This window comes from Micromonospora rifamycinica (assembly GCF_900090265.1).
GTDB classification, from domain to species: Bacteria; Actinomycetota; Actinomycetes; order Mycobacteriales; family Micromonosporaceae; genus Micromonospora; species Micromonospora rifamycinica.
In genome coordinates this window covers 5,838,938-5,855,340 of record NZ_LT607752.1, presented here as the reverse complement: position 1 = coordinate 5,855,340, position 16,403 = coordinate 5,838,938, and the positions used below count along the sequence as shown (strand labels likewise).

General features: G+C 66.0%; 9 protein-coding genes, 2 tRNA genes and 3 rRNA genes. 4 read left to right on the top strand and 10 right to left on the bottom strand.

Features of this window, described 5'->3' with window-relative positions:
• Nucleotides 1-5: 5 nt before the first annotated feature.
• A complete protein-coding gene (locus GA0070623_RS24805; protein WP_067315055.1) occupies nt 6-2,624 on the bottom strand; it encodes a valine--tRNA ligase in 2,619 nt (872 codons plus the stop codon).
• 70 nt (nt 2,625-2,694) lie between these two features.
• Between GA0070623_RS24805 and GA0070623_RS24800 the strand changes: the two genes are divergently transcribed.
• Nucleotides 2,695-3,378, top strand: a complete 684-nt coding sequence (locus GA0070623_RS24800) for a hypothetical protein (protein ID WP_067315058.1) — start codon at nt 2,695-2,697, stop codon at nt 3,376-3,378.
• Nucleotides 3,379-3,502: 124 nt separating this feature from the next.
• Here GA0070623_RS24800 and rrf read toward each other — a convergent pair.
• The 3 genes from rrf to GA0070623_RS24785 all read right to left on the bottom strand — a co-directional run bounded on the left by rrf (nt 3,503) and on the right by GA0070623_RS24785 (nt 8,739).
• Nucleotides 3,503-3,619, bottom strand: a 5S ribosomal RNA gene (rrf, locus tag GA0070623_RS24795).
• A gap of 99 nt (nt 3,620-3,718) precedes the next feature.
• Nucleotides 3,719-6,831, bottom strand: a 23S ribosomal RNA gene (locus tag GA0070623_RS24790).
• 393 nt (nt 6,832-7,224) lie between these two features.
• A 16S ribosomal RNA gene (locus GA0070623_RS24785) occupies nt 7,225-8,739 on the bottom strand.
• The 16S, 23S and 5S rRNA genes sit together here, the layout of an rRNA operon.
• An 846-nt stretch (nt 8,740-9,585) precedes the next feature.
• Between GA0070623_RS24785 and GA0070623_RS24780 the strand changes: the two genes are divergently transcribed.
• On the top strand, nt 9,586-9,810 hold the full coding sequence (locus GA0070623_RS24780) for a hypothetical protein (protein WP_067310636.1): 225 nt from the start codon (nt 9,586-9,588) through the stop codon (nt 9,808-9,810).
• Nucleotides 9,811-9,962: 152 nt separating this feature from the next.
• Here the strand turns inward: GA0070623_RS24780 and GA0070623_RS24775 are convergent, their stop codons facing one another.
• The 6 genes from GA0070623_RS24775 to GA0070623_RS24750 form a co-directional block, all read right to left on the bottom strand.
• Entirely contained in the window at nt 9,963-10,760 is a 798-nt protein-coding gene (locus GA0070623_RS24775) for a carbon-nitrogen hydrolase family protein (RefSeq protein ID WP_067310640.1), read from the bottom strand.
• A 161-nt stretch (nt 10,761-10,921) separates the two neighbouring features.
• The gene (gene clpX, locus GA0070623_RS24770) at nt 10,922-12,217 is read right to left on the bottom strand and encodes an ATP-dependent Clp protease ATP-binding subunit ClpX (protein WP_067310644.1); all 1,296 of its coding nucleotides are present in this window, start codon (nt 12,215-12,217) and stop codon (nt 10,922-10,924) included.
• Nucleotides 12,218-12,429: 212 nt separating this feature from the next.
• Nucleotides 12,430-13,092, bottom strand: a complete 663-nt coding sequence (locus GA0070623_RS24765; RefSeq protein ID WP_067310647.1) for an ATP-dependent Clp protease proteolytic subunit — start codon at nt 13,090-13,092, stop codon at nt 12,430-12,432.
• 10 nt (nt 13,093-13,102) lie between these two features.
• Entirely contained in the window at nt 13,103-13,744 is a 642-nt protein-coding gene (locus tag GA0070623_RS24760; RefSeq protein WP_067310650.1) for an ATP-dependent Clp protease proteolytic subunit, read from the bottom strand.
• A gap of 172 nt (nt 13,745-13,916) precedes the next feature.
• Nucleotides 13,917-15,269, bottom strand: coding sequence for a trigger factor (gene tig, locus GA0070623_RS24755; protein ID WP_067310653.1), 1,353 nt, complete (start codon nt 15,267-15,269; stop codon nt 13,917-13,919).
• A 158-nt stretch (nt 15,270-15,427) separates the two neighbouring features.
• Nucleotides 15,428-15,501, bottom strand: a tRNA-Pro gene (locus tag GA0070623_RS24750).
• Between the two features lie 357 nt (nt 15,502-15,858).
• Here GA0070623_RS24750 and GA0070623_RS24745 point away from each other — a divergent pair.
• Together GA0070623_RS24745 and GA0070623_RS24740 are read left to right on the top strand one after the other, a co-directional pair.
• A tRNA-Gly gene (locus GA0070623_RS24745) sits at nt 15,859-15,932 on the top strand.
• A 24-nt stretch (nt 15,933-15,956) separates the two neighbouring features.
• Nucleotides 15,957-16,343: a CPCC family cysteine-rich protein gene (locus tag GA0070623_RS24740; protein ID WP_084261410.1), complete on the top strand. Its 387-nt coding sequence runs from the start codon at nt 15,957-15,959 to the stop codon at nt 16,341-16,343.
• Nucleotides 16,344-16,403: the final 60 nt, after the last annotated feature.

Sequence of the window (16,403 nt, the reverse complement as noted above, 5' to 3'; positions counted from 1 at the left end):
GTCGGTCACGAGGGAAGCGCCTCCAGAGCGGTGTCGATCCGGACCAGGTCGGCCTCGGCGACCGCCAGCCGGTCGCGGATCTTGGCGACCACCGGTTCCGGCGCCTTGCCGACGAACGCCGGGTTGTCGAGCTTCGCGCGGGCCTGCGCGACCTCCTTCTCGGCGGCCGCCCGGTCCTTGGTGAGCCGGGCCCGCTCCGCGGCCACGTCGATCGACCCCCGGGTGTCCAGCGCCACGCTGACCTCGCCGGGCATGGCGAGGGTGGCGCTGGCCTGGAAGTCGTCCGTCGGGGCGTCCAGCCGGACCAGCGAGCGGATCAGCGGCTCGTGCGTCGCGATGCCCGCCCCGGCCAGCCCGTCCAGCCGGGCGGCCACCCGTTGGGTGGGCCGCAGCCCCTGGTCGGAGCGGAACCGCCGGATCTCGGTCACCACCCGCTGGACGGTGCCGACCTCGCGCTCCGCGGCGTCGTCCACCAGGGTACGGTCGGCGACCGGCCAGGCCGCCGTCACGACGGTGTCGCCGCCGGTCAACGCGGTCCACAGCTCCTCGGTGACGAACGGGACGACCGGGTGCAGCAGCCGCAGCAGCTGGTCCAGCACGTGCCCGAGGACCCGGCGGGTGGCGTCGGCGGCCGGTCCGCCCGCGGCGAGCACCGGCTTGCCCAGCTCCACGTACCAGTCGCAGACGTCGTCCCAGGCGAAGTGGTAGAGCAGGTCGCACACCTTCGCGAACTCGTACGCCTCGAACTGCTCGTCCACCTCGGCGGTCACGTGCGCCAGCCGGGACAGGATCCACCGGTCGACGGTGGAGAGCCGGTCGGCCGCAGGCAGCGGACCGGTGGTGTGCGCGCCGTTGAGCAACGCGAACCGGGTGGCGTTCCAGAGCTTGTTGCAGAAGTTGCGGGAGCCCTGGCACCACTCCTCGCTGACCGGCACGTCCCCGCCGGGGTTCGCGCCCCGGGCCAGGGTGAACCGGGTCGCGTCGGCGCCGTACCGGTCGATCCAGTCCAGCGGGTCGACCACGTTGCCGAACGACTTCGACATCTTCTTGCCGTGCTGGTCGCGCACCATGCCGTGCAGGGCGACAGTGGCGAACGGCGGCCGGCCGTCCATCGCGTACAGGCCGAACATCATCATCCGGGCGACCCAGAAGAAGAGGATGTCGTAGCCGGTGACCAGCACGGTCGTGGGGTAGAACTTCGCCAGGTCCGGGGTCTGCTCCGGCCAGCCGAGGGTGGAGAACGGCCACAGGCCGCTGGAGAACCAGGTGTCCAGGACGTCCTCGTCCTGCCGCCAGCCCTCGCCGGTGGGGGGCGTGTCGTCGGGGCCGACGCAGACGATCTCGCCGGTCGGGCCGTACCAGACGGGGATGCGGTGTCCCCACCAGAGCTGCCGGGAGATGCACCAGTCGTGCATGTTGTCGACCCAGGCGAAGTAGCGCTTGGCCAGCTCGGCCGGCTCGATCCTCACCCGCCCGTCGCGCACCGCGTCGCCGGCCGCCTTGGCGAGCGGGGTGGTGTTGACGAACCACTGCAACGACAGCCGGGGCTCGACCGTGGTACGGCACCGCGAGCAGTGCCCCACCGCGTGCAGGTACGGCCGCTTCTCGGCCACGACCCGGCCCTGTTCGCGCAGGGCGGCGACGATGGCCGGGCGGGCCTCGTACCGGTCCAGGCCCTGGAACGGGCCGGGCGCGGTGATGACACCCCGCTCGTCCATGATCGTCAGTGCGGGCAGGTCGTGCCGCTGGCCGATCTCGAAGTCGTTCGGGTCGTGCGCCGGGGTGACCTTGACCATGCCGGTACCGAACGCGGGGTCGACGTGCTCGTCGGCCACGATCGGGATGCGCCGGCCGGTCAGCGGCACCTCGACCTCGGTGCCGACCAGGTGCCGGTACCGCTCGTCGTCCGGGTGCACGGCCACAGCGGTGTCCCCGAGCATCGTCTCGGCCCGGGTGGTGGCGACCACCACGTCGTCGCTGTACCGGATCGAGACCAACTCGCCCTCGTCCTCGGTGTGCTCGACCTCGATGTCGGACAGCGCGGTCAGGCAGCGCGGGCACCAGTTGATGATCCGGTTGGCCCGGTAGATCAGGCCGTCGTCGTAGAGCTTCTTGAACATGGTCTGCACGGCCCGGGACAGGCCCTCGTCCATGGTGAAGCGCTCGCGGTCCCAGTCGACCGAGTCGCCGAGGCGGCGCATCTGGCCGAGGATCGCCCCACCGGACTCCGCCTTCCACTGCCAGACCCGCTCGACGAACTTCTCCCGGCCGAGGTCGTGCCGGGACAACCCCTGACCGGCGAGCTGCCGCTCCACCACGTTCTGGGTGGCGATACCGGCGTGGTCCATGCCGGGCAGCCAGAGCGCCTCGTACCCCTGCATCCGCTTGCGGCGCACCAGGGAGTCCTGGACGGTGTGGTCCAGGGCATGCCCCATGTGCAGAACGCCTGTCACGTTCGGCGGGGGGATGACGATGGTGAAGGCCGGCCGGTCACTCTGCGCCGACGCCCGGAAGTGGCCGGCGGCTACCCACTGCTCGTACCGTCGCTGCTCTACCTCACCGGGCTGGTACTGGCCGGCAAGGGTCGGGGCGTCGGGGCGTCGGGCATCCAGTCTCTCGGTCACCCGCAAAAGTCTACGGAGCGCTTCCGCGGAGCTGACGTGCGCCACCGGTCATTCGCGTACGGTGGCGAACATGTCCGACGCACATCTCACCGAGCGGCAGCTCGTCGAGGGGCCGGAGCCGGTCGAGCTGACCGACGAACCGATCACGCTGAGCACCCACGACCCGGCAGGCGGCTCACCGCCGAAGGGTCCGGCGTCCCGACGGCGGCGGATCGCGCTGACCGTCGCCCTGGTGGTCGGCCTGGCCGGTGCCGCCGCGCTGGGCACCGCCGGCTGGCGGATCGCCCGGGAGAAGGACGTCCGGCTCGGCACCCCCGACCGGGTGGCCGGTCTCACCCGTGACGACTCGGACCGGGCCCGCAGCACCGCCGACTACCTGCGCAGCGGTTTCGCCGCCGACATCGAACTGGACCGCAGCGTCGGCACGGTGTACAGCGACCCCGCCGACGAGAAGCGGGCGGTGCTGTTCTTCGGCGGCACCACCCTGCTCTGGCAGCCGGAACGCGACCTGGACAGCCTCTTCGGTCTGATGGCGGACGAGACCGGCCGGGTGACCGACCTGCGCGGGGTGCCTGCCGGGAGGTACGGCGGTGTGATGAAGTGCGGGCGGACCAGCGGCGACGGAGGCGACTTCGCGGTCTGCGGCTGGGCCGATCACGGCAGCGTCGCGATGGGCATGTTCGCCAACCGTTCCGTCGACGAGTCGGCCGACCTGTTCCGCCAGATCCGCGACGGCGTGCAGACCCGGGGCTGATGCGGCAGATCCGCAACGGTGTGCGGACCGGGGGTTGCCCGGTCCACGGCGGGTCGACGTCGGATAGCCGGCCGGAAATGCAGAATGCCCACCCCCGTAAAGGGGTGGGCATTCCACAGTGATTGTCCGGCGGTGTCCTACTCTCCCACACCCTCCCGAGTGCAGTACCATCGGCGCTGGAGGGCTTAGCTTCCGGGTTCGGAATGTAACCGGGCGTTTCCCCTCCGCCATGACCGCCGTAACCTTATGAACATATCAAACAACACACACACCCACACCCAGCGTGCGGAGGGTTGTCTGGTATTTGTTCAGAGTTGCACAGTGGACGCGTAGCAGCCTTGTTGTCAAGTCCTCGGCCTATTAGTACCGGTCAACTGAACCCGTTACCGAGCTTACATTTCCGGCCTATCAACCCAGTCGTCTAGCTGGGGGCCTTACCCCCACAAAGTGGGATGGGATACCTCATCTTGAAGCAGGCTTCCCGCTTAGATGCTTTCAGCGGTTATCCCTTCCGAACGTAGCTAACCAGCCGTGCCCCTGGCGGGACAACTGGCACACCAGAGGTTCGTCCGTCCCGGTCCTCTCGTACTAGGGACAGCCCTTCTCAAGTATCCTACGCGCACGGCGGATAGGGACCGAACTGTCTCACGACGTTCTAAACCCAGCTCGCGTACCGCTTTAATGGGCGAACAGCCCAACCCTTGGGACCTGCTACAGCCCCAGGATGCGACGAGCCGACATCGAGGTGCCAAACCATCCCGTCGATATGGACTCTTGGGGAAGATCAGCCTGTTATCCCCGGGGTACCTTTTATCCGTTGAGCGACACCGCTTCCACACGCAAGTGCCGGATCACTAGTCCCGACTTTCGTCCCTGCTCGACCTGTCAGTCTCACAGTCAAGCTCCCTTGTGTACTTGCACTCAACACCTGATTGCCAACCAGGCTGAGGGAACCTTTGGGCGCCTCCGTTACCCTTTAGGAGGCAACCGCCCCAGTTAAACTACCCACCAGACACTGTCCCTGAACCGGATAACGGTCCGAAGTTAGATACCCAAATCAACCAGAGTGGTATTTCAAGATTGCCTCCACCCATACTGGCGTACAGGTTTCACCGGCTCCCACCTATCCTACACAAGCCCATTCAGATACCAATGTCAAGCTATAGTAAAGGTCCCGGGGTCTTTCCGTCCTGCCGCGCGTAACGAGCATCTTTACTCGTACTGCAATTTCGCCGGGCCTGTGGTTGAGACAGTGGGGAAGTCGTTACGCCATTCGTGCAGGTCGGAACTTACCCGACAAGGAATTTCGCTACCTTAGGATGGTTATAGTTACCACCGCCGTTTACTGGCGCTTAAGTTCTCCGCCTCGCCCCCAAAAGGAGCTAACAGGTCCCCTTAACGTTCCAGCACCGGGCAGGCGTCAGTCCATATACATCGAATTACTTCTTCGCATGGACCTGTGTTTTTAGTAAACAGTCGCTTCCCCCTGCTCTCTGCGGCCATACAACGCTCCACCCGCACGGGGCTTCACGTCTCCGGCCCCCCTTCTCCCTAAGTTACGGGGGCAATTTGCCGAGTTCCTTAACCACAGTTCGCCCGATCGCCTCGGTATTCTCTACCTGACCACCTGTGTCGGTTTGGGGTACGGGCCGCTAAGAACTCGCTAGAGGCTTTTCTCGGCAGCATAGGATCACTGACTTCACCTGAATCGGCTCGGCATCACGTCTCAGCCCTGTGTACCGCGGATTTACCTACGGCACGGCCTACACGCTTACCCCGGCACAACCACCGGCCGGGCTCAGCTACCTTCCTGCGTCACCCCATCGCTTGACTACTACCCACCAGGTTCCCAGCCTCCCCATTCTCGGTCCGAAGACCGCCAACAGTTCAGGTGGTTAGCACAGCAAGGTTCATCACGGGCGCTCCTTCGCGGGTACGGGAATATCAACCCGTTGTCCATCGACTACGCCTCTCGGCCTCGCCTTAGGTCCCGACTCACCCAGGGCGGATTAGCCTGGCCCTGGAACCCTTGGTCATCCGGCGGAAGGGTTTCTCACCCTTCTTTCGCTACTCATGCCTGCATTCTCACTCGTGCCGCGTCCACAACTAGGTCACCCCGCTGCTTCACCCCCGGCACGACGCTCCCCTACCCACCCACACACCTGCACCAGACACCAAAATGCCTGACGAAGTATCATGTGAGTGCCACAGCTTCGGCGGTGTGCTTGAGCCCCGCTACATTGTCGGCGCGGAACCACTTGACCAGTGAGCTATTACGCACTCTTTAAAGGATGGCTGCTTCTAAGCCAACCTCCTGGTTGTCTATGCGACCCCACATCCTTTTCCACTTAGCACACGCTTAGGGGCCTTAGCTGGTGATCTGGGCTGTTTCCCTCTCGACTACGAAGCTTATCCCCCGCAGTCTCACTGCCGCGCTCTCACTTACCGGCATTCGGAGTTTGGCTGATTTCGGTAAGCTTGTAGGCCCCCTAGACCATCCAGTGCTCTACCTCCGGCAAGAAACACACGACGCTGCACCTAAATGCATTTCGGGGAGAACCAGCTATCACGGAGTTTGATTGGCCTTTCACCCCTAACCACAGATCATCCCCCAACTTTTCAACGTTGGTGGGTTCGGCCCTCCACGCGGTCTTACCCGCGCTTCAGCCTGCCCATGGCTAGATCACTCCGCTTCGGGTCTAGAACATGCGACTACAACGCCCTCTTCAGACTCGCTTTCGCTACGGCTACCCCACACGGGTTAACCTCGCCACATGCCACTAACTCGCAGGCTCATTCTTCAAAAGGCACGCCGTCACCCCGCAAGGCTCCGACGGATTGTAGGCGAACGGTTTCAGGTACTATTTCACTCCCCTCCCGGGGTACTTTTCACCATTCCCTCACGGTACTCGTCCGCTATCGGTCACCAGGAAGTATTTAGGCTTACCAGGTGGTCCTGGCAGATTCACGGCAGATTTCAGGAGTCCGCCGCTACTCGGGAACACCCACAGAAGGTCAGCAACTTTCACCTACCGGACTCTCACCGCCTACGGTCAGCCATTCCAGACTGTTCGGCTAGCCACCAACTTGATAACTCCTCGAACAAGTGTCAGCCTGTTCAGCAGGGTCCCACAACCCCGACCACGCAACCCCTGACAGGTATCACACGCAACCGGTTTAGCCTACATCCGCTTTCGCTCGCCACTACTCACGGAATCACTATTTGTTTTCTCTTCCTACGGGTACTGAGATGTTTCACTTCCCCGCGTTCCCCCCATACACCCTATGTGTTCAGATGCAGGTGACACCACATGACTGGTGCCAGGTTTCCCCATTCGGACACCCTGGGATCACAGCTCGGTTGACAGCTCCCCCAGGCCTATCGCGGCCTCCCACGTCCTTCATCGGCTCCTGGTGCCAAGGCATCCACCGTTCGCCCTTGACAACTTGACCACAAAGATGCTCGCGTCCACTGTGCAATTCTCAACAAACAACCAACCCACAACCCCACGACCCCACACCAGCAACCCCACCCCACCCACAGGCAGAACAGAATCCGGTATGCAAGGCCAGGCCATGCCTGGCAACCTTCAACAAGCTTCCGCTCATCCAAAGGCTCCGAAAAAACAACCACGAGGATTGTTCCTTCAGGACCCAACAGGGTGCTCTCCGTCCCTTCCCAGCCGCACCGACCCGACCGTTCCCACCACCCGAAAGCAGCTGTACTAGATCATCACGGCCGTTGCCAGGAAAAAACTCACCAGTGTCTCCGCCATTCGAGCACCCCGACCCGACATCCGCAGGCCGCGGGCTCCATACCAGCTTTCACTGGATGGTGCTCCTTAGAAAGGAGGTGATCCAGCCGCACCTTCCGGTACGGCTACCTTGTTACGACTTCGTCCCAATCGCCAGCCCCACCTTCGACGGCTCCCTCCACAAGGGTTGGGCCACCGGCTTCGGGTGTTGCCGACTTTCGTGACGTGACGGGCGGTGTGTACAAGGCCCGGGAACGTATTCACCGCAGCGTTGCTGATCTGCGATTACTAGCGACTCCGACTTCACGGGGTCGAGTTGCAGACCCCGATCCGAACTGAGACCGGCTTTTTGGGATTCGCTCCACCTCACGGCATCGCAACCCATTGTACCGGCCATTGTAGCATGCGTGAAGCCCTGGACATAAGGGGCATGATGACTTGACGTCATCCCCACCTTCCTCCGAGTTGACCCCGGCAGTCTTCGATGAGTCCCCGCCATAACGCGCTGGCAACATCGAACGAGGGTTGCGCTCGTTGCGGGACTTAACCCAACATCTCACGACACGAGCTGACGACAGCCATGCACCACCTGTGACCGCCCCCGAAGGACCTCCCATCTCTGGAAGTTTTGCGGCCATGTCAAACCCAGGTAAGGTTCTTCGCGTTGCATCGAATTAATCCGCATGCTCCGCCGCTTGTGCGGGCCCCCGTCAATTCCTTTGAGTTTTAGCCTTGCGGCCGTACTCCCCAGGCGGGGCGCTTAATGCGTTAGCTGCGGCACAGGAAACCGGAGAGGCCCCCCACACCTAGCGCCCAACGTTTACAGCGTGGACTACCAGGGTATCTAATCCTGTTCGCTCCCCACGCTTTCGCTCCTCAGCGTCAGTATCGGCCCAGAGACCCGCCTTCGCCACCGGTGTTCCTCCTGATATCTGCGCATTTCACCGCTACACCAGGAATTCCAGTCTCCCCTACCGAACTCTAGCCTGCCCGTATCGACCGCAGGCTTGGGGTTGAGCCCCAAGTTTTCACGGTCGACGCGACAAGCCGCCTACGAGCTCTTTACGCCCAATAAATCCGGACAACGCTCGCACCCTACGTCTTACCGCGGCTGCTGGCACGTAGTTGGCCGGTGCTTCTTCTGCAGGTACCGTCACTTGCGCTTCGTCCCTGCTGAAAGAGGTTTACAACCCGAAGGCCGTCATCCCTCACGCGGCGTCGCTGCATCAGGCTTCCGCCCATTGTGCAATATTCCCCACTGCTGCCTCCCGTAGGAGTCTGGGCCGTGTCTCAGTCCCAGTGTGGCCGGTCGCCCTCTCAGGCCGGCTACCCGTCGTCGCCTTGGTAGGCCATCACCCCACCAACAAGCTGATAGGCCGCGAGCCCATCCCAGGCCGAAAAACTTTCCACCCCCCACCATGCGGAAGAAGGTCATATCCGGTATTAGCCCCCGTTTCCGAGGGTTATCCCAAAGCCTAGGGCAGGTTACTCACGTGTTACTCACCCGTTCGCCGCTCGAGTACCCCGAAGGGCCTTTCCGCTCGACTTGCATGTGTTAAGCACGCCGCCAGCGTTCGTCCTGAGCCAGGATCAAACTCTCCAACAAAAATCTTGTCGAACAGCACATCCCGACAACAAACAACATGTTGCCAAAGGAATCCCCACCAACCAAACCCGAAAGCCCAGTCAGCACGGGGTATAAACAAATTGGCACTGGCTTATCAAGCACCCTGTTGAGTTCTCAAAGAACAACCACACACCGTCCGGCCACCGCTTTAGCGGCTTCCCTTCCGGGGCAACTTCTCTAAGTTACTGCGACTGGCTTTCACTGTCAAATTCGCTTTCGCGATCCTTCAGTTCTACTCAGCCATTTCCACGTTTTACGCACGCCGTGATCGGCGGTCGTTACTGTCGTGGGATCGGCAGACCGGCCAGCGTTCGCTCGCGCTACGCTCGCCCGGCTCCCTGCCGGCTTTGGTAATCTACCCGGTCGGCTTCGCGTTCGCAACCCCAAGTTCTGGGAAACTTCGCACCACCCGGTTCCAGCATCGCTCGGCGCTTCCGCCACGATCCTGATGCCCACTTCCGGCCGGTTCGTCCGGCCTTCCGTGTGCAGAAAGGAAGTTACGCGGACGCCCCACCCGAAGGCAAATCAGCGATCATCACTGTCAGCGTGCCGGTCTGCACCGACCGCTTTTGCGACCCGCGCGACCGGGCCGCGGGTGCCCGGTGGCCCGGTGCCGCGGGTGCCCGGTGGCCCGGTGCCGCGGGTGCCCGGTGGCCGCAAGTGCCTGATGGTCCGGTACCGCGGGTGCCCGGTCCCCCGTACCAGGTGAAGGGCTCCTCCGCCACGCCTCCCGCGCGCCCCCGGCCACCGTCCCCGTCGTCCGCGGTGCGGTACCGGGCACCGGAAACGACGACGAGGTGGCCGATCCGTGCCAGAGTGGCTGCCATGGATGAGGCGTCCCGATCCCCCACGGCCACCCTCGCCGACGACGCGTTGCTGGGGCTCCTGCTGCCCTTCTGGCAGCTGGTGATCGCGGCCGTCGTACTCGTCGTCGTCGTTCTGTCGGTCGTTCGGCTCGCCCGGCGTGGGCCGTCCAGGATGGGAACCGCCCTGCTGGTCACGGCGGCGGCGATCATCGGGCTCGCCGTCGCGGGCGTCCTGCTGAGCTGACCGGCCCCGCAACACCGACGCACGCCGGGTGACGGGCGTGCCGGGTACGGACGGACTCCGCGCAGCCGAGCAACTCCGTGTGAGGTGCCTGCCGGGACCGGACAGACCCGGCACACCGGACCCGCTCCGCGTGACCTGACCGAGCGAGCCGGTCAGAGACGACGGTTCGCCAGGCTGGGCAGCTCGGCCCGGATCGTCCGCAACCGGTCGAGGTCCAGCTCGACCACGGTCAGGCCCGGCCCGTCGGGCACCTGGCCGAGGACCGTGCCCCAGGGGTCGACCACCATGCTGCGCCCGAAACAGGTCCGGCCCGGATCATGGTCACCGGTCTGCCCGGCGGCGGCCACGAAGCACTGGTTCTCGATCGCCCGCGCCCGCAGCAGCACCTCCCAGTGGTCCCGCCCGGTGTGTGCCATGAAGGCCGCCGGAACGACCAGCAGGTGCGCCCCACCGTCGGTGGCCAGCCGGCGGTACAGCTCCGGGAAACGCAGGTCGTAACAGATGGACAGGCCCACCCGCAGGCCTTCCACGTCGACCACCACCGGTTCCCGCCCCGCGGCGACCGTGGCGGACTCGCGGTAGGACACCCGACCGGGAATCTCCACGTCGTACAGGTGGATCTTCCGGTAGCTGGCGGCGAGCGTGCCGGACCGGTCGAAGACCAGCGACGTGTTCCAGGTGTGCGCCGGGTCCGGCCCGACCTCGTGGAAGGAGCCGGCGACCAGCCAGATTCCGAGCCGGCGGGCCACCTCGGCGAAGAACGTCCCCACCGTGCCGTCCACCCCCTCCGCCTCCGGCATCCCGTCGGTACGGCCGAGATAGTCGACGTACTCGGGAAGGACCGCCAGGTCGGCACCGGCCGCCGCGGCGCGGACCAGCAGGGCCTCGGCGGCGGCCAGGTTCGCCCGCCGGTCGTCGCGGGCGTTGAGCTGACAGACGGCGACACGCATGATGATCAGGGTACGGGCGGAAGGCGGCCGGGAACAGCGGGTGACGGGCCGGTCCGCAGGAAGGCGACGGCAGGTTCAGCGCAGGTGTCGCCGCCCGGCACACGCAGCAGCACGGCCCCGGGCGTCGAGGCCGTGCTGCCGAACGGTGGTGCGGAGGCCGGTCAGGCCGACTTCTCCTCGCGGTCGCGGCGGGCCCGCCGGCCGGTGAACTCGCGCGGCACGATCGTCGGATTGACGTTCTCCAGGACCGCCTCACGGGTGATCAGCACCCGGGCGGCGTCCGGGTTGCTCGGCACCTCGTACATCACGGAGAGGAGGACCTCCTCCATGATCGCGCGCAGACCACGGGCACCGGTGCCGCGGAGCATGGCCTGGTCGGCGATCGCCTCCAGCGCCGGCGGCTCGAACTCCAGCTCGACGCCGTCCAGCTCGAAGAGCCGCTGGTACTGCCGGACCAGGGCGTTGCGCGGCTCGGTGAGGATCCGGACCAGGGCGGAGCGGTCCAGGCTGCGCACGTTGGTGATGACCGGCAGCCGGCCGATGAACTCGGGGATCAGCCCGAACTTGAGCATGTCCTCCGGCATCACCTGGCTGAAGATGTCGTCGGTGGAACGCTCCGAGACCGAGCGGAGCCGGGCACCGAAGCCGGTGCCGCCGGAACCGGTGCGGGACTCGATGATCTGGTCGAGACCGGCGAAGGCACCACCGCAGATGAACAGCACGTTGGTGGTGTCGATCTGGATGAACTCCTGGTGGGGGTGCTTGCGTCCGCCCTGCGGCGGCACGTTCGACACCGTGCCCTCCAGCATCTTGAGCAGGGCCTGCTGGACGCCCTCGCCGGAGACGTCCCGGGTGATCGACGGGTTCTCGGACTTACGGGCGATCTTGTCGACCTCGTCGATGTAGATGATGCCGGTCTCGGCGCGCTTGATGTCGTAGTCGGCGGCCTGGATCAGCTTGAGGAGGATGTTCTCCACGTCCTCGCCGACGTAGCCCGCCTCGGTCAGCGCGGTGGCGTCGGCGATCGCGAACGGCACGTTCAGCATCCGGGCCAGGGTCTGCGCGAGGTGTGTCTTGCCGCAGCCGGTCGGGCCGAGCAGCAGGATGTTGGACTTGGCCAGCTCGACCGCGTCGTTGCCGGAACCCGGGGCGTTGGCCGCCTCGGCCTGGATCCGCTTGTAGTGGTTGTAGACCGCGACCGCGAGCGCCTTCTTGGCCTGGTCCTGACCGACGACATAGTTGTCGAGGAACTGGCAGATCTCCATCGGCTTGGGAAGCTCTTCCCACTTCACTTCGCCCGACTCGGCCAGCTCTTCCTCGATGATCTCGTTGCAGAGATCGATGCACTCGTCGCAGATGTAGACACCTGGCCCTGCGATGAGCTTCTTGACCTGCTTCTGCGACTTGCCGCAGAACGAGCACTTCAGTAGGTCGCCGCCGTCACCGATCCGTGCCACCTACGTTCTCCCTGCACTCGTCGACCGGAACCCGGCCCTGAACCGCGGGCGCGGGGCGCCCGTCCGTGGTGAAATCCGTTCCGCCGGTCCGACCCGGCCACGCCGTACGGACCCGACGTTACCCGCTGGCGGAGGTTTCTCCGACCCCCAAAACGGGCGTGTCAGAGGTCGGCCGGAATGTGCCGCCCGGCCGACCCCCGACCCGATGATGCTCAGCGGGCCGCGTTGGCGGCCAGCAGGCCCTTCTTGCGGCTGGTCAGGATGGTGTCGACCAGCCCGTACTCCTTGGACTCCTCGGCCGTCATGATCTTGTCACGGTCGATGTCCTTGCGAACCTGCTCGATCGGGCGGTTGCAGTGCCGGGAGAGCATGTCCTCCAGCTGGGTACGCATCCGCAGGATCTCCCGGGCCTGGATCTCGATGTCCGAGCCCTGCCCGTAGCCGCCCTCGGTGGCCGGCTGGTGGATGATGATCCGCGAGTTGGGCAGCGCCATCCGCTTGCCCGGCGTGCCCGCCGCCAGCAGCACCGCCGCCGCGCTGGCCGCCTGGCCCAGGCAGACCGTGGAGATGTCCGGCCGGACGTACTGCATGGTGTCGTAGATCGCCGTCATGGCGGTGAACGAACCACCGGGCGAGTTGATGTACATGATGATGTCGCGGTCCGGGTCGGTGCCCTCGAGCGTCAGCAGCTGCGCCATCACGTCGTTGGCGGACGCGTCGTCGACCTGGACGCCGAGGAAGATGATCCGGTCCTCGAAGAGCTTGTTGTACGGGTTGGACTCCTTGACCCCGTACGAGGTGCGCTCGACGAACGACGGCAGGACGTAACGGTTGTGCACGCCCGCGAACTGGGGCGGCAGGCTCAGGTCGGTCATCGTCAGCTCCTCAGCTCAAGGTCCCGGCGCCATCCGGAACCTGCGTGGCTCCGATGATCACCTTGTCGATGAAGCCGTAGTCCATCGCCTCCTGGGCGGTGAACCAACGGTCCCGGTCCGAGTCGGCCTCGATCTGCGCCTGGCTCTGCCCGGTGTGGTGGGCGACCCGCTCCTGGAACATCCGCTTGGTGTAGAGCATCTGCTCGGCCTGGATCGCGATGTCCGACGCGGTGCCGCCGAGGCCACCGGACGGCTGGTGCATCATGATCCGCGCGTGCGGGAGGGCGTACCGCTTGCCCTTGGTGCCCGCGCAGAGCAGCAGCTGACCCATCGAGGCGGCCATGCCCATCGCCACGGTCGACACGTCGTTGTCGATGTACTGCATGGTGTCGTAGATCGCCATGCCGGAGTAGACCGAGCCACCCGGCGAGTTGATCCAGAGGAAGATGTCGCGGTCCGGGTCCTCCGCGGCGAGCAGCAGCAGCTGGGCGCAGATGCGGTTGGCGACCTGGTCGTTCACCTCGCTGCCGAGGAAGATGATGCGTTCCTTGAGCAACCGGTTGTAGACCGAGTCGTCGAGGTTGCCAATGGTGTCGCCACCGCGGGCTTCGATCGCCCGGAGCGGCTTCGCTGGGATGTGCATGTCGGTCATGGCAGCCCTTCGCTCTCCGTACCGTCGTCCCCGACATTAACCGCTCGACCGGGTGATCGACTCCCGGTCGCGGCACTGTTCGCTCTCAGCGCAGCTGGCTCGGGACGTACCCGGAAAAGGGGTTCGGCCGCCGTCTGCCGCAACGGGCGGACGGCGGCCTACCGGGTGTGGATCAGTGCTCGTGGTCGTGGTCGTGCGCCTGCTCGCTCTCGGCCCGCAGCGCGTCGAGGGTGACCTCGTTGCCGGCCGAGTCCTTGATAGTGATCTTCTCCATCATGGCGGCGAGCGCCTTGCCGCGCCGCACGTCGCCGAAGACGGCGCCGGCGGCACCGGAGCGGACCAGCTGGTCGTAGTACTGCTGAGGGGCCATCCCGGCGCGCTGCGCCCGGTGGACGATCTCGTGCCCGAACTCGTCGTCGGAGACCTGGGTGTCCTCGGCGTCGGCCAGGGTGTCCAGCAGCAGCTGGATCTTGACACCCTCGGTCGCCGCCTCGGCCAGCTCGGCGTCGATCTGCTCCTCGGTCTTCTCCTCGGCGGCGAGGTACTCCTCCATCGAGGCGCCGATCCGCTCCAGCTGGTCGACCATCGCCTGCTTACGGCTCTCGACCTCCTCGCGGACGACGCCCTCCGGGGCGGGCACCTCGGCGGCCGCGACCAGCTGCTCCAGGGCCTTGTCCCGGGCGGCGTAGATCTGCTCGACCCGCTTGCCCCGGCTGACCTTCTCCCGCAGGTCGGCACGGAGCTCGTCGATGGTGTCGAACTCGCTGGCCATCTGGGCGAAGTCGTCGTCCAGCTCGGGCAGCTCCTTCTCCTTGACCGTACGGACGGTCACCGCCACCTCGGCGTCGCGGCCGGCGAAGTCGCCGCCCACCAGCTGGGTGGTGAAGGTGGTGTCGTCACCGGCGGCGAGACCGACCAGGGCCTCGTCCAGTCCCGGCAGGAGCTGCTTGCTGCCGACCTCGTGCGAGATGTTGCTCGCCGACCCGCCCGGCACGTCCTCGCCGTCGACCGTCGCGTTCAGGTCGATCTGCACGTAGTCGCCCTCGGCGGCGGCCCGCTCGACGGTCTTCAGCGTGGCGAACCGCTCGCGCAGGTTCTTGATCTGCTCGTCGATCTCGCTCTCGTCGATCTGGAGCTCGTCGACGGTCACCTCGACGGTGGCCGGGTCCGGCAGGGTCAGCTCCGGCCGGACGTCGACCTCGGCGGTGAAGTTGAGCGAGTCACCGTCGTTGAACTCGGTGATCTCGACCTCGGGGCGACCGAGCGTCTTGAGGTCGTGCTCGCGGACCGCGGCGAGGATGTTCTGCGGGATGGCCTCCTGCACCGCCTCGTTGAGCACGGTGCCCCGGCCCACCCGCTGGTCGATGACGGCGGCCGGGATCTTGCCCCGACGGAAGCCGGGAACCTGGACCTGCTGGCCGATCTCCCGGTACGCCTTCTTGAGGCTCGGCTCGAGCTCGACGAACGGCACCTCGATGGCGAGCCGCACGCGCGTCGGGCTCAGAGTCTCGACGGTGCTCTTCACAGGCGTACTCCTTGACGGATCTCAGTTTGGGTCTGGGCGGGTTGGATCTGGGCGTGATTGTGCCCATCGAGTGTAGGCGAGCCGGGACGCTGCCCCGGCAGCGCCCGGCGTACCGCGCGGAATCGGCGTCGTCCCGGGTCACCCGGACGCGCACGCAGTCGGGGTGGCGGGATTTGAACCCACGGCCCCTCGCTCCCAAAGCGAGTGCGCTACCAAGCTGCGCCACACCCCGTGGCCAAAGAAGTGTATGCCGTCGCGCCCCACCCGGTACCCCGGGGCATCCCCACCGCCTCGCCCCGATGCGCCTCCCCCCGATGCGCCTCGCCCCGGTGCGCCTCGCCCGATGCGCCTCGCCCCGGTGATCAAGAGGTTTGCGTCACGGGGATCGCCCCGGAGCGACGCAAACCTCTTGATCACCGGAGCGAGGGCGGAGCGAGGGCGGAGCGAGGGCGGAGGAGGGCGGGGCGAGGGCGGAGCGAGGGCGGAGCGGAGGAGGGGCGGAGGAGGGGTGGGGTGGGTGGGAATGCCGGTGCGCGGGGGGCCGGGGGTGGGGGTAGGCTGGCGGCGCGTCCCGGGATGCCGGGCGTACGCGGGCGTAGCTCAATGGCAGAGCTTCAGTCTTCCAAACTGACGGTGCGGGTTCGATTCCCGTCGCCCGCTCCACACCATCCAGCCCAGGTCAGCGGCATGATCACTGTCTGGGCCGTGCTCGTTGCGGCGTCCTGTGGAAGGCTCGACGTCGTGGCGCGTCATGACGAGGGGACGTTCGTCGACCGGGGGCCGGCGGCCGGGCTGTACGCCTGCCCGTGCTGCGGCTATCTCACCCTGGGCGAGCGGGGCTGCTTCGAGATCTGCGACGTCTGCTTCTGGGAGGACGACGGTCAGGACGACCAGGACGCCGACCGGGTACGCGGCGGCCCCAACCGGGACCTGAGCCTGCTCGACGCCCGCCGCAACTTCGCCGTGCACGCGGCGGCCGATCCGAGGGACCGCAGGCACGTCCGGCCGCCCCTGCCCGAGGAGTACCCGCCCGGGGCCGTACCCCCTGACGGCACGGGGTCATCGTCCACCTGACCGCAGACCCGCGCGGCGTGATCGCAGCGGTCCGCCGCCGCCACCTGTTCCCCTACCGCG